The following is a 13,095-nucleotide window of genomic DNA, read 5'->3' on the forward strand; positions in this document are numbered from 1 at the left end:
TACTTACGTTTCATATCAATCTAGTGCTAAAAATTGATAGTTTACGATACTTTAATATTTTGGGTTAATTGACAATTTTATCTATGATGTTACAATAATTCCATAAGGATACAATAAAAAAAAGAGGTGCTAAAATGGAAAATTTAGAAGAAAAAGTACTGAAATTGATTATCGATCGTTTAGAACTTGAAGATATTGATCCTAGCACAATTGATTATGACGATGCTATTTTTGCTTCTTATGACGATACCGGTAAGGGATTACAACTAGATTCTGTAGACGCATTAGAAATTGTTGTAGGTCTAAACGAAGAGTTTGGAATTAAAGTTAGTGATGAAAATATGGCCGTATTTAGAAGCATTAATTCGATTTCAGATTTCATTCGTGAAGAAAAGGTGAATGTTTAATGTCGAAGAAAGTTGTAATTACAGGCGTAGAAGTACTCTGTGCAAATGCGAATGATTATGAGCAACTTATCGATGTATTAAAAAAAAATGATAGTGGTATTGTTGAGTGTTCCTTATTTGACACTTCCAAATTAATAGGCAAAAAAGTCGGACAAGTTCAAATGGAATTTCCAGAGTATTCAAAAGAAAGTGAAAAAGAAAGACTTGATTACATGGTTGAAGAAGTAATCAAGTCTTTGTTTGAAAAAGCTTCGTTAACATCCTCGTTTTTTAATAGTGTTGGAAATAGGGCTATCTTAAGCTTCGCTACTTCACTTGCTGGTAATGAAAAGTTGATGAAGGCCAGCGGAGAAGAGCACTCATATCCATACTTAGCTAATATTCCATATTTTATCTCTCATATTAAAAAGCAAACAGGAATTATGGGAGAAAGTTTTGTAACAATGACAGCATGTGCTTCCGGTACTGCATCGGCTGGGATCGCATTTGACTATATTAATAATGGCGATGCAGATATTTGTCTAGTAGGTGGAGCTGATAGTTTAAGAGAATTTTCTTGCTATGGTTTTCATTCATTGAAATCGTTAAGTGAATCGGAATGTAAGCCGTTCGATGAGATTAGAGATGGCATTAATATTGGTGAGGCGGCAGTCTTTTTTATTTTTGAGGAATATGACCATGCTAAGGCTAGAGGCGCCAATATTATTGCTGAAGTTGTTGGTTATGGCATTGGTAATGATGCCTACCATATGACAACACCAGATATTACCGGATACAGTGCAAGTAGAACGATGCTGAAAGCATTAAAAAATGTTGATGAAATTCAATATATTAATGCTCATGGTACCTCAACAAAGATAAATGATGAAATGGAACTAAAGGCAATTACTCAGGTTTTGGATGATAAAAACATAAACTCCACCATTCAAGTATCATCAACAAAGTCACTGTTTGGACATTGCTTGGGAGCTGCTGGATCGATAGAACTAGCTATTGCATGTGGAATGCTAGAACATAATTTCTTACCAGCTTCTAGAACGTTTCATTCCAAACTAGAGACAGATCCAAGAATAGATTTGCTTGAAGGAGAAAGTAAGCCTTTCACGGGAGATTATATTCTATCAAATTCATTCGCTTTTGGTGGCAATACGGCTAGCATTCTTTTGAGGAGAGTGGAAAGTTGAAAAAGGTAGCTGTCATTGGCGCTGGATTTGCTGGTTTATTTGCAGCAGCTTTGTTAGCTCAAAGAGGATTTTCTGTAACCCTCTTTGAGCAACACTATAGATTAGGCGGGTATGGGGATAGTTTTAAGAGAAAGGGATATCAATTTCATACATCCATTTATCGTGTCCCTAAAAAGTGGAATAGATTATTAGAGTTGGTCGATATCGAATTCAAAAAAGAAGAAAAAATTTATAGTAGCTGCCGTTATATATTTAATAATGGAAAGAGTATTGTTCCAGGTGGTGATCTAAGCAAAAAAATGATCGAATTGTTTCCAGAGGAAGAAACTAAAATCAGTGATTTTTTCGAAAGAATGTACCAGATAGGCGAAATATTCGGAAAAATTTATATGTCAGGCAATAGCATGAAAGATTTAAAAATGTCTGAAGTTAAAGACTATGTAGAGGTTGCTAATTCCACAATAGGCACCATTTTAACCGCTTATTTTGGTACTAATAAAGAATTAAAAGATGTAATAAAAGCTACATTAGATTTCGAAGATGACACGATTGCTTTAGTGATTCCAGTTACTTTACTTGAAATTAAGTCGGATGAAAAGGACGAATTGCCTTGCGGTGGTGCTCCAGTCATTATAAAAAGATTAAAAGACAAAATCGAACAATTTGGAGGAACCATTTCTCTACAAGAAAATGTAGTAGCTATGGATATAAGTAATGACGGTCATTGTACCAAAATGGTAACAAATAAACGAGAATACAAAGATTTCGATAAGTTTTTAATTGCGTCAGACATTAACAATTTTTATAACACGATCATTGATGAAAAATATAGCCACCCTTTTTTGAAAGAAGATTTTCATATTTCAAACGCTACTTTTTCAGTATGGGTAGGCTTAACATGTTCGTCTGAACAATTAGATCTTTTTGAAAGTACAATATATTATCAAATGAAAGATACGGAATGGTTTATGCAGTCTATAAATAAAAAGTTAGAAATTAGTTCTGATTTTTTATTTATTAGTAGTTTATTTAGTGATGATCCTAGCAGTACCAAAAAAGGGAAGTCTCAGCTTTGTATCGGGCTGGCAACGGAGATTGAACAGTTTGAGCTAGCTAAAGCTAATGACCATTATGAACAGCTGAAGCAAGAAATTACTGCGAAAATTTTGAATACTGTAGATGAAATCTTCCCTACAATGAGATCGAATATCGAAATTGTTGAAGCAGCCTCACCTTTAACCTATCAAAGATACACGTTAAATGCTAGAGGGGCAACGATTGGGTATCAAAAGAAAAAGAGCTTTATTATGAGTAAAAACCGTCATAAAAATATTAATTCAAAGCTTAAAAATGTATATTTCGGTAGCCAATGGACTTCTATTTTAGGTGGAATGATCGGTTCTATGGAAGAAGGAGTTAAGGCAGTTAATTTAATATTGGGAGCATACAATGATGAGCCATATGACTATATGGAAAAGTTAATGTAGGGGGAACAAATTGTGCTGTTAGCTAATCCTTTACAAAAGAAAATGTTAAATATGCTACTGACTTCTGAAGCGATTAATGATGACGAAAAGGAAAACGTATCAAGACTCAACATGTATCCATTATTTTATTCGAATGATATGAATGGTTATATGGGAAAGTTTTTTCAAATTACGAATCACGAAAATACATATGATGTACAAAGAATAGAAACGTTCTCTATCTATCGAGAGGGAGTTAGAGTTGAGTATTCTAATAGAATGCCCCAGTTTGTTGAACAGTTAGCTGAGCAATTTCCAGATGAGGCTGAATCCATTAGACAATTATTCGAAAGTATTTCTTCTATCGGAGAAGAGTGGTACCAATTTGTACAGGATGGGATGAGTTTCGAAAAAATTTATCTGTACAAAAAGCTAATCAAATTTTCAAATAAAGATTTTATGGATATCGTTAGTAGTACCGTGAAAAATGCGGAGCTACAAGCCATCATAAGTCTACTTCAACCTTATAACGGTAATGTAGGATTTAATACAATGGCGGGTTACTTAACGAGACAATTTTTTGATCTTCATTCAATTAAAGGATTTTGGGAATTAGTAAACTCAGAAAGTGAGTTAGCTCAAGAAATACATATGGATGTCACTAATACGATAACATTCGTCGATGACCTCAATATTCCTCAAGTAGTAGCTAATGATTATACCTATTTCAGTTGTGTATTTCGGTTAGAAAGTGAAGAGCTTACTCATCCCATTCTAACAAGTGTCGATGTAGATGGCTATGCATACAACTCTATCATTTGGCCAATGAAGATGAGCTATCAGCATATGGGAGCTTATTGCAAGCTGGATATAGCTGTTCCGTATAACCTAGTAAATGACAACGTTAGAGTTGCAGCGGAGCACTACTTACAAGAATGGTTTTCAGAAGTTGTCATTGAGCGGGTTGTAACTCCAGAGCAATATCAAGATTATTATGGCTTCAAGAGTGGCACAGGATTACGATGGGCTTTATCGGCTAAGGATGCGATGCAAATTTATAAAAAATCGAAGAATGAATCCGACTATAGTTACTGGGGATACGCGTGGTTTACTGCAATGCTACTTTACCATTCTCGGACGATATCACAAGTCAGATTGGATGTTCTAAATGATGGAGTATGAGTATGAATTTGTACCAAGATTTTCAGATACAGATGCATATGGGATTTTTCATAATGCATCTTATTTTATTTGGTTTGAAGATGCAAGATATAGCTTTTCTAAGGAGAAATTGTTTTTTGACGAAGAGCTGATGAGTCATAAGGACGTGAAGTTCCCAGTTATAGAAAACGCTTGTAAGTATAAGAGAAGCGTAGCATATACGGGTAATCCATTAAAAGTGAAAATTAAATTTGAAGTAAGTCCGAGTAAAAAAATCATTTTTCATTATGAGTTATATAATGAAAGTAAGTTATGTGCGGCTGGAAAAAGTGTGCATGTCATGTTGATTGATGACAAATTAGTTTATGAGTTTCCAAGTTGGTTTTTGGAGGTGCTAAAGGGTGGAGACGATATACTTTAAGAAGGAAATCGATAAAAAAAACCATACTTCAAAGGCCTCTTTGCATGCGATGAGTATCTTACTGCAGTATATGAATATTCCAAGTGAAAGAATGGTTTCTTTATTACATAGTAGCAGAAGTGTAGTAGATCCATACAAATTGTTATGTTACGGTATTGGCGCATATTATGAACAATTTAATTTTGTATCGGCTGTGGAATTCAAAAAGTATCTGGTAAGAAATTTGAAAATGCGAATATCAATACCATTAGTTAGAGCATCGAGACAAATATTTTTTTCTGATGATGAGGAATTGGACGAGTTTATTTATGTCGTGTGTGTAGGGATTAATGAATCAATGGACGAGCTAGTTATTGTTCATCCATATACGAACGACTATTACCGTATATCGTTGAGCAACTTAATGGTTTTAGAATATGAATTTATACTAATTAACTTTCCAGGTATGTTCAAACCTAAGCTAATTCCAACCTATGAGATGAGAATCAATCATTATATGAAAATGAAGGAATTAGGTGAGAGTGATGAATAACTCAAGATACCCATCCTGCTTTATTGCAACGTTTTCTAATGTATTACAAGACAAGGGGATTTCTTTTGATGAAGATTTGCTATTTGGGTTAAGCTCATCTTTTGATTTCCAATATCATTTTTCGAATTTACCTTTATCAGGTCCTACACATATCTTTACTGGAGCTAATTTTAATGCTTTTTCAAATTTAGCAAGCAGATTTAATATGTCATATGAAGTTAAATTTTCTAATAGAGAACAAATCATTGAAATGTTACGTGAGTCTATTGAACAATATTCGATCGTTATAGTTGAAGTGTCGATTAAGGCGTTACTTTCTTATTATAGTGATAATGAATTAGACACTTTGATGGCTACGATTACAGAAGGTGAGTCGAATCACGTCCTTAATGTTGTGAACATATGTGATCAATATATTCACATATATGATAATTTTCATACCGGAATTACAAAGATTGATAGAGCTATTCTAATTGATGCGATGTTTCCAACTGAGCTTGCAATTAATCCTGCAAGAGGAAGAATCCATTGTTTTCAACAGCCAACTGAGTTTCGCGAGCCAACATTGACAGATCATTTGGAATCGATTCAATTGACAGCAACTCAATTTTTATATGATAAGAACCCCTACTCAGGTCTTCGAGCCTTAAATCACTTTAGAGCGAATTTCCCCAACATGATAGAAAATTCAGATATGAAGGACAGAAAAAGAAGCATTCTATTATTTTATTATTTTTGTGTTTCTGCGGGTGGAGGAAGTTTCTTTCGCAAGCACTATCTTCGTTACTTAAAAAAACTAGCAGAGAAATATGAATTAACAGAAGAATGGAACACGATTATTGCAAAATACAAGTCACTTCACAATAAGTGGAGAAAGTTTGCTTTAGAAGTATTGAATACATTGAATCAGAATGATATTAATATGCGAACTTTACTTCAATCACTCGATGAGATCATTTATCTAGAAGAAACTTGTAATCGATTATTGTTAGATATCTCTTTCTTGTATAAAGAAAGTAGTAAATATATAGACCTTATTAACCAAACGAACGATGTATTGAATCTACAAACGATTACTACCTATTTAAATCTTTTTGGTTGTCATCATCAGAGTAAAGCTACTAATGAGTTTTCCGATATTGCTGCAATTTATGAACAGTATGGTGATTGTATTTTTATTTTGGATGAAATGAAAAATCAGCTAGTTAAATATAATTCTAATACATGGTCATACACGGAGAGTCATGGACGCTATTACTACGTTATCATTTTTAATTAGGATGTGATTTGTAGTGAAATTAGAAAATCTCATAAATAATCACGCTATAGGAGTCAATTGCTGTACAACGTCCTTAACAACCATTATGAGAAGTACAACCTTAAATACAGATATTACTGAGGCAGAAATCTTTGGTTTGTCTTCTGGTTTAGGATTTATATATCAATACTATAAAGATGAAGGATACTTTATTAGTGGTCGAAATGAAAGCTTGGAGTTCAATTTAAGTTTTCTATTAGGAATTACGTTTGAACAAGGATATTCAGATGATTTTGTGACGACATGGAATCAAAACAAAGCTTATTTGGAAAAAGGAATTCCAGTGATAGTCGATCTGAACGTTGAGTACTTACCGTATTTCAAAAACTATGTTAGTGATGATTTTCGATTTGGTTTGCATAATGCAATTTTAGTTGGATATGACGATGAGAATGTCTATTTGCTTGATCATCGCTGGTTAGAGTATCAAACAGTGCCTATTGCATTGTATGAAAAAGCCAGGTCGTTAGATAATTCTTCCATCTCTCCTAAAAACGGATGGAGAGTATTATTGACATTACCGAAGAAGTACAGCTATGACGAAATTAGTGTCTATACTTCATTAGAAACTGTATATAATCGTATGAAAAACCCATTTGCATTTAAATTAGGATTAGAAGGTATTCGATTGTTTTTGAAAGAGATAAACAACTGGGTAAAGTTAAATAGAGAAGATCGATTAAACGATTTACACACGGTTTCGTTTTTATTAGAAAAGTTAGGTACCGGTGGAGGGAATTTCAGAAGAATATATAGTCGATATATAAAAACTGTTTCCAAAAAATTAAGTATGCCAGAAGAATTTATAGAACTCAGTAAATTATATTCAGATTCAGCTAAACAATGGAAGCTATTATCAGATCTTTGTAACCAATTGGTTCAGAGTAGAGAAGAGAACCTAGTTGAATTACTCCGTCAAACGACAGAACGTATTTATAGCTATGAAAAAGAAGCAATAGAAAAAATAGACTTTTTGTTAAGGGAGAAATATTATGCTGAGCAGAGAAGCTATCTTGAACTCATTACCACATAGATATCCTTTTTTATTTGTGGATCAAATTACCGAAATTGACTACATGAAAAGTGTAGAGGGTATCAAAAATATTACGATTAACGAGCCGTGGACAACCGGACATTTTCCCAATGATCCTATTTTCCCAGGTGTATTACTAATTGAAACAGCTGCACAAATATGCGGATTTGTTTTTTATAAGGAACAATCTAATGAAAGCATGCCTCAATCTTATTTGAGTAATGTTAAAGATTTCAAGTTTATTAAATTAATTAAGCCGGGCGATCAGTTAGTAATCAAGGGCGCACTTGTTAGTTCAATTGTTAATTTTGCTGAGGTAAAGTGCGAAGTATTTGTTAAAGATACGGTTGTAGCTAAAGGGAAATTACAATATTACTTTAAACATTAAGGGAGGATGGACGATGTTAGAAATAGTTGGAAGTGGAATTATTCATAAGTATGGGACTGAAGCTGAGCAAATATTACAAGAAAAAATGTCCGCAGTAGACAGTCAAAACATCGGCCCCATTAAGTTTAGTCAGATCGATTCTAAAGTATTGAGACGCACATCGCAATATACCAAAATGTTATTAAAAACCGCAGAACTTAGCTTACAAGATGCCGAATTGGAGTTGCCGAGCTTAGATTTGCATAGATTTGGAACGATCATTAATACCTCCTATGGTCCATTAGATACTAACATTAATTTTGCAAAAAGTGTTTTGAAGGGTGATCCTGATTTTGTAAGTCCAACACTATTTGCTAATACGGTAACGAATGCGGCCTTAGGCCACTTATGTATTATCAATGGTTTTAAAGGTGATAGTACGTTTCTAATGGGAAGTAATCCAATTAGCTATGCGAATCAATTAATGAGGCAAGGAAATTCGGATTATATTTTTGTTGGAGCGGTGGAAGAATATTCACAACAATTACAAGATGAATTTACGCTACATTATCATGAATATTTGAAAACGCCACTTTCTGAATGTGGGGCTGGTTTAATTGTAAGGAAAGTATCGGAAAACTCAAGTGAGCCTGCAAAAGGGTACATTTATAAAAGCTATGGTTGTAGCTTTGAGCATAATCCTTATTTGGAAGAGATCGACCAAACGAAAGTTAAAAAGCAACTAGCGGATCAATTTCATGCCATCAAAAAAGATTTTAATGAAATTGATTTGGTTGTAGTGTGTGGAGCGGGATCTCAATTAGAAAGCATTGAACAAGAAGTGTTACAAGAGAATAACCTGTACAATACGATTAATTTGAAAGAACATCTGGGAGAAATATTTGGCGCTAACTTAGTCGCTTCAGTCGCGCTTTGTTTGCATATTATGCAAAACAATGCTGCCATTCAAAAAATTATTATTAATCATATGGATATTTCAATGAACTTCAATTCCGTAGTCATAGGCAGGGATAAACGATGCTAAATAATAGAAACATTTTGGTTACAGGTGGATCACGAGGAATTGGGCTACAAATTGTTGAAACTTTAGCTCAATCAGGGGCTAATGTTTCATTTACATATTCAGGTTCGAAATCACTGGCTGAAGAACTGGAAGCGAAGCATGAGAATGTTAAAGGATTTCAATTACAGCTAGGCACAGAGTTTGAGGATGAACAAATAAAAAGCATTGTAAAATCACACAAAAAATTAGATGGTTTTGTAAATAACGCGGGTATTACAGATGATGGTTTTATGTTGCTGAAAAGTGAAGAAGCGTGGACTAATGTATTAAATATCAATTTGTTGGGTGCATATAAAATGACGAAGGCTATCATTCCGTTACTTATGAAAAATAAGGGAATATCCTCTGTTGTATTTGTAACCTCTGTTTCTGGTGTTATAGGAGTGAGCGGTCAAACCAATTACTGTACGTCAAAATTCGGATTAATCGGTCTAACAAAATCATTAGCTAAGGAATTAGCACCGATGAGAATTCGGGTTAATTCCATAGCTCCAGGATATATCCAGACAGATATGACGATGAAATTGTCCGATGAACTACGCAATCAATATGAGAAAAATATACCATTAAGTAGATTTGGTCAGACACAGGAAGTGGCTAATGTGGTTGAGTTTTTATTAAGTGAGAAGTCCTCTTATATTACAGCGCAAAATATTGTTGTTGATGGTGGATTAACGGGATGACAATCATTAAAAAAATATTGGTTTTTGGTGGAGAAGGGTATATTGGTTCTTCTATTATCAATAAATTGGAAACGGAAGGATTTCAATGTTACTCCATTGATCAAGTATCCGAGCAGCTTTCAATAGCTACTCACTTTTTCTCGTTAGATATTACCGACTACTCCAAAGTAAATGCATTTATTAATAATGTAATAATAGAGGAAGATGATATTTTTGCGGTTATATATGCAACAGGAACGTTTGCTGTCGGTGATTTTTTAAGTATGGAATTCGAGCAGTTCCAAAAAGTTATGGATATAAACTTCAATAGTGTAGCTTACTTAACTTATGCACTTCTTCCTATCTTTTTGAAACAAGGTGGGGGGAAATTGATCTTTATTTCTTCAGTATTTTCAGAGGTAGTTGCTCCGGAAATGATTGCGTATAATTGCTCGAAAGCCGCACTTACACAATTCGCGAAATCTATTGCTGAAGATTACAGTAAGAAGATGATTCAATCCAATGTGATCTCTCCAGGTTTTGTTCAATCACCTATGTTATCTGACATAAAAAATCAACTACATTCACAAAAATGGATGCATTATTTACATGGATTACAAAAACAAACGGTGGACATTGAAACGATTGTCGATACAACACTGTTTCTATTGAAACAAAACCATTCCATTAATGGTGCAAATATCGTTATTGATGGTGGCTACAGCATTCGTTAAGGAAAGAGGGTATAGATGAATAATTCAGATGTACATAAAGTGTGGCATTGCTTCACTCAAATGGATGAATACATAAAGAACAAACCTCTTATTATTAAAAGAAGCGATGGGAATTACTTGTATGATCAAAATGATCACAGAATCTATGATGGTGTCTCTAGTCTCTTAAATGCAAGTTTTGGTCACAACAATAAATCAATCGTTGAAGCCATTATTGATCAATATTCGGTATTGGATAACAATAGTCTTTTTTTGTCATCAAATACGAATTCGATTCAATTAGCACAAAAAATATGTGAATTAACAAATGAAGATTTTAATCATGTGTTTTTTACGAATAGTGGATCAGAAGCTGTTGAAACTGCATTAAAGATTGCTATGAAATATGTGCATCGAACAAAAGGGATTGAGCATTGTCATACTGTTGCATTCGAAAATTGTTACCATGGATCAACGATCTACGCGACACTATTATCAGGTAATGATTATGATAATAGAGGAATTTATTTGAACATTGGTAGTGAGCATATACCTATTTTCGATGAACATGAAGTAGAAGAGAAGCTGATGCAATCGGAAGTAGAAAAGTATATAGCAATTTTGGAAAATAAACTAATTCAAAATAGCAATATAGGTATTGTCATTACTGAAATTGTTCAATTATCTAATGGAGCTACAGTTATTCCTGCCTTATACTTTCAAAAATTAAAAGAGTTATGTGATCAATATAAGGTTCTTTGGATTGCTGATGAAATTGCAACAGGTTTTGGTAGAGTAGGTAGTATATTCGCCTATCAACAACTAGGCGTTGCACCTGATATGTTACTACTTGGAAAAGCAATAAGCGGCGGACATGTACCATTAGGTGCTGTTTGTGTTACTAATAAAATCTATGAGGCGTTTCTTGGGAAAGTTACGGATGAAAATGAACTAACGAATGGATTTACAACCTCTGGGAATCCAGTAGCTTGTAGAGCTTCGTTAGCTGCCATTCAATATATGGAAAAGAATCAACTAGTAGAAAACTCATTACGAATGGGGCATATATTAAAGCGAGAACTAACAATTGCATTTTCTAAATATGAATTTGTCCATAATTTACAGGGAAAAGGATTATTATTAAGTATAAATTTTAAAGATAACGTTGTGGTCCCCATGATGAAAGGTTGGGGAATTGCCCATTTGCTATCTAAGCGGTTACTTAGCTATGGCTTATTATTATATCCAGATGGAAACAGTAGTTTAATTGTTGCACCACCGTTAACGATTAATGAAGATGAAATTCATTTCATTGTTAATGCAATTGATAAAACGCTAGCTTTGTTTCAGGGAGTCATTACTTATGAAGCGATATGATTATGCTGTTGTTGGTGGAGGAATCTCGGGTCTTGTAACAGCTGCATTATTAGTTCTCAATAACAAAAGTGTATGTTTACTTGAAAGCTCATCTAGTATAGGAGGCTATTTCAAAAATATTTCTCGTGATAGAGTACCTTATGGAGCACATCATATTGCAATACCAAATATTGAAAAGATGAATAAGCTATTTTCGAAAATGAATATCAATATTTTAGAATATTTAATTGCTGCAGATGAAATCAAAATTATTTACGACAATAAAGAGTATATGTTGTCTTTGTTCCTGAATAAGATGGGGGAAGATCTTAAAAAGTACTTTGATGAACATCAAGCTATTGATTCCTTTATAAATGATCTACAAGAAATTACCGAGACATTAAACTCAGAAGACGAAAATCGTATTAAGAAAATATTTATGGAAACTGTATTTGTTTCCTTTGAAAAATACTTAGATAAGTACTTTGAAAATAAAACAATTAAAGCTGTATTATCAGCGATCGGACCAAGTTACGCGGATGTATATATGGAAGACTCTGCGTTTACTTTTATTTCATTACTCGCTACATATGGAAATGGTACGTATTATTTCAAATCATATGGTGAAGAAATTGTACAAAAACTTATAAAGTATATCACTTCAACCGATAACAGGGTTGAATGTGGGTATCAAGTAGAAAAGATCAATTATGAGAGTCAAAGTTATACATTAATTTCGAAAAATGGACATTTGATTGAAGCCTCTTCTATTGTTTTAGCATGCTATCCGATAGAACTATTAAAGTCTATTGGTAATCAAAACGCAAAGCAAATGAAATTACTGAATAAATTGGAAAACATGAGGGTTGGTTCATCAGCAATCCGTTTCTATTATAGAGCGAATATTGCTATGCCACACCAAGAAATTATTGTTCATAATCATGTAAACAGATTAGATGAACAGGACGATGAAATCGCAAGCTACATCGTTAGCGTTTTAAATAAAGATCCCAATCAAATTAATATAATGGCAACGATTGTAAGAGACACTATTGATGAGAATAATATTCATTCAAAATATGAACCGTTACTCAAGCAATTCATTATCAATTATTTGAAGTTACGAGAAGAAGAGTTACAGTTTGTAATGGCTATAGGTCCGAAAAATCGAGAATTAGTAACGTTAAATCCAAATGGTTCAGTATTTGGATGGATTCGAGATATGAAAGGAAATTTACACTCCAATATATTCAAAGATATTCAACAATATTGGAGTAACGTATATGTAGTTGGGCATTGGTCAAGTACATTTGGTGTATATGGTTCTCTATTAACGGTCTCAAACTTTATAAATCAGATAAGCTTAGAAAAGACAAAAGTTTAGGAGTGTG

Annotated in this window: 14 protein-coding genes; all 14 read left to right on the forward strand. The window is 33.5% G+C overall.

Annotation, left to right across the window (positions count from 1 at the left end; translation table 11 throughout):
• The first annotated feature begins 134 nt into the window (after nt 1–134).
• Genes AC1TO5_RS07520 through AC1TO5_RS07585 form a run of 14 tightly spaced genes read left to right on the forward strand, consistent with a single transcriptional unit; the run spans nt 135 to nt 13,088 of the window.
• Nucleotides 135–407, forward strand: a complete 273-nt coding sequence (locus AC1TO5_RS07520; RefSeq protein WP_482062181.1) for a phosphopantetheine-binding protein — start codon at nt 135–137, stop codon at nt 405–407.
• A complete protein-coding gene (locus AC1TO5_RS07525) occupies nt 407–1,591 on the forward strand; it encodes a beta-ketoacyl-[acyl-carrier-protein] synthase family protein (protein ID WP_482062182.1) in 1,185 nt (394 codons plus the stop codon). Before AC1TO5_RS07520 ends, AC1TO5_RS07525 begins: the two co-directional genes overlap by 1 nt.
• Complete coding sequence (locus AC1TO5_RS07530; RefSeq protein WP_482062183.1) at nt 1,588–3,078, forward strand: phytoene desaturase family protein; 1,491 nt, start codon at nt 1,588–1,590, stop codon at nt 3,076–3,078. Before AC1TO5_RS07525 ends, AC1TO5_RS07530 begins: the two co-directional genes overlap by 4 nt.
• A gap of 12 nt (nt 3,079–3,090) precedes the next feature.
• Nucleotides 3,091–4,239, forward strand: a complete 1,149-nt coding sequence (locus AC1TO5_RS07535; protein ID WP_482062184.1) for a hypothetical protein — start codon at nt 3,091–3,093, stop codon at nt 4,237–4,239.
• The gene (locus AC1TO5_RS07540; protein WP_482062185.1) at nt 4,226–4,639 is read left to right on the forward strand and encodes an acyl-CoA thioesterase; all 414 of its coding nucleotides are present in this window, start codon (nt 4,226–4,228) and stop codon (nt 4,637–4,639) included. Before AC1TO5_RS07535 ends, AC1TO5_RS07540 begins: the two co-directional genes overlap by 14 nt.
• The gene (locus tag AC1TO5_RS07545) at nt 4,620–5,171 is read left to right on the forward strand and encodes a hypothetical protein (protein ID WP_482062186.1); all 552 of its coding nucleotides are present in this window, start codon (nt 4,620–4,622) and stop codon (nt 5,169–5,171) included. Before AC1TO5_RS07540 ends, AC1TO5_RS07545 begins: the two co-directional genes overlap by 20 nt.
• Nucleotides 5,164–6,450: a BtrH N-terminal domain-containing protein gene (locus tag AC1TO5_RS07550; RefSeq protein WP_482062187.1), complete on the forward strand. Its 1,287-nt coding sequence runs from the start codon at nt 5,164–5,166 to the stop codon at nt 6,448–6,450. Before AC1TO5_RS07545 ends, AC1TO5_RS07550 begins: the two co-directional genes overlap by 8 nt.
• A gap of 13 nt (nt 6,451–6,463) precedes the next feature.
• The gene (locus AC1TO5_RS07555; protein ID WP_482062188.1) at nt 6,464–7,522 is read left to right on the forward strand and encodes a BtrH N-terminal domain-containing protein; all 1,059 of its coding nucleotides are present in this window, start codon (nt 6,464–6,466) and stop codon (nt 7,520–7,522) included.
• Nucleotides 7,482–7,910, forward strand: a complete 429-nt coding sequence (gene fabZ / locus AC1TO5_RS07560) for a 3-hydroxyacyl-ACP dehydratase FabZ (protein WP_482062189.1) — start codon at nt 7,482–7,484, stop codon at nt 7,908–7,910. The genes AC1TO5_RS07555 and fabZ overlap by 41 nt, the downstream gene beginning before the upstream one ends.
• 13 nt (nt 7,911–7,923) lie before the next feature.
• On the forward strand, nt 7,924–8,934 hold the full coding sequence (locus tag AC1TO5_RS07565; RefSeq protein WP_482062190.1) for a beta-ketoacyl synthase N-terminal-like domain-containing protein: 1,011 nt from the start codon (nt 7,924–7,926) through the stop codon (nt 8,932–8,934).
• A complete protein-coding gene (locus tag AC1TO5_RS07570) occupies nt 8,928–9,656 on the forward strand; it encodes an SDR family oxidoreductase (protein WP_482062191.1) in 729 nt (242 codons plus the stop codon). The genes AC1TO5_RS07565 and AC1TO5_RS07570 overlap by 7 nt, the downstream gene beginning before the upstream one ends.
• Complete coding sequence (locus AC1TO5_RS07575; RefSeq protein WP_482062192.1) at nt 9,653–10,369, forward strand: SDR family oxidoreductase; 717 nt, start codon at nt 9,653–9,655, stop codon at nt 10,367–10,369. Before AC1TO5_RS07570 ends, AC1TO5_RS07575 begins: the two co-directional genes overlap by 4 nt.
• Nucleotides 10,370–10,384: 15 nt before the next feature.
• A complete protein-coding gene (locus AC1TO5_RS07580) occupies nt 10,385–11,725 on the forward strand; it encodes an aminotransferase family protein (RefSeq protein WP_482062193.1) in 1,341 nt (446 codons plus the stop codon).
• On the forward strand, nt 11,712–13,088 hold the full coding sequence (locus AC1TO5_RS07585) for a phytoene desaturase family protein (RefSeq protein ID WP_482062194.1): 1,377 nt from the start codon (nt 11,712–11,714) through the stop codon (nt 13,086–13,088). The genes AC1TO5_RS07580 and AC1TO5_RS07585 overlap by 14 nt, the downstream gene beginning before the upstream one ends.
• Nucleotides 13,089–13,095 lie beyond the last annotated feature (7 nt).

Source organism: Paenibacillus sp. Y930 (assembly GCF_056786375.1).

Excerpts from the sequence above, each read along its gene's own strand:
- AC1TO5_RS07565 (WP_482062190.1), top strand. The coding sequence starts at position 7,924 with ATGTTAGAAATAGTTGGAAGTGGAATTATTCATAAGTATGGGACTGAA.
- AC1TO5_RS07540 (WP_482062185.1), top strand. The coding sequence starts at position 4,226 with ATGATGGAGTATGAGTATGAATTTGTACCAAGATTTTCAGATACAGAT.
- AC1TO5_RS07580 (WP_482062193.1), top strand. The coding sequence starts at position 10,385 with ATGAATAATTCAGATGTACATAAAGTGTGGCATTGCTTCACTCAAATG.
- AC1TO5_RS07570 (WP_482062191.1), top strand. The coding sequence starts at position 8,928 with ATGCTAAATAATAGAAACATTTTGGTTACAGGTGGATCACGAGGAATT.
- AC1TO5_RS07520 (WP_482062181.1), top strand. The coding sequence starts at position 135 with ATGGAAAATTTAGAAGAAAAAGTACTGAAATTGATTATCGATCGTTTA.
- AC1TO5_RS07575 (WP_482062192.1), top strand. The coding sequence starts at position 9,653 with ATGACAATCATTAAAAAAATATTGGTTTTTGGTGGAGAAGGGTATATT.
- AC1TO5_RS07550 (WP_482062187.1), top strand. The coding sequence starts at position 5,164 with ATGAATAACTCAAGATACCCATCCTGCTTTATTGCAACGTTTTCTAAT.
- fabZ (WP_482062189.1), top strand. The coding sequence starts at position 7,482 with ATGCTGAGCAGAGAAGCTATCTTGAACTCATTACCACATAGATATCCT.
- AC1TO5_RS07585 (WP_482062194.1), top strand. The coding sequence starts at position 11,712 with ATGAAGCGATATGATTATGCTGTTGTTGGTGGAGGAATCTCGGGTCTT.
- AC1TO5_RS07525 (WP_482062182.1), top strand. The coding sequence starts at position 407 with ATGTCGAAGAAAGTTGTAATTACAGGCGTAGAAGTACTCTGTGCAAAT.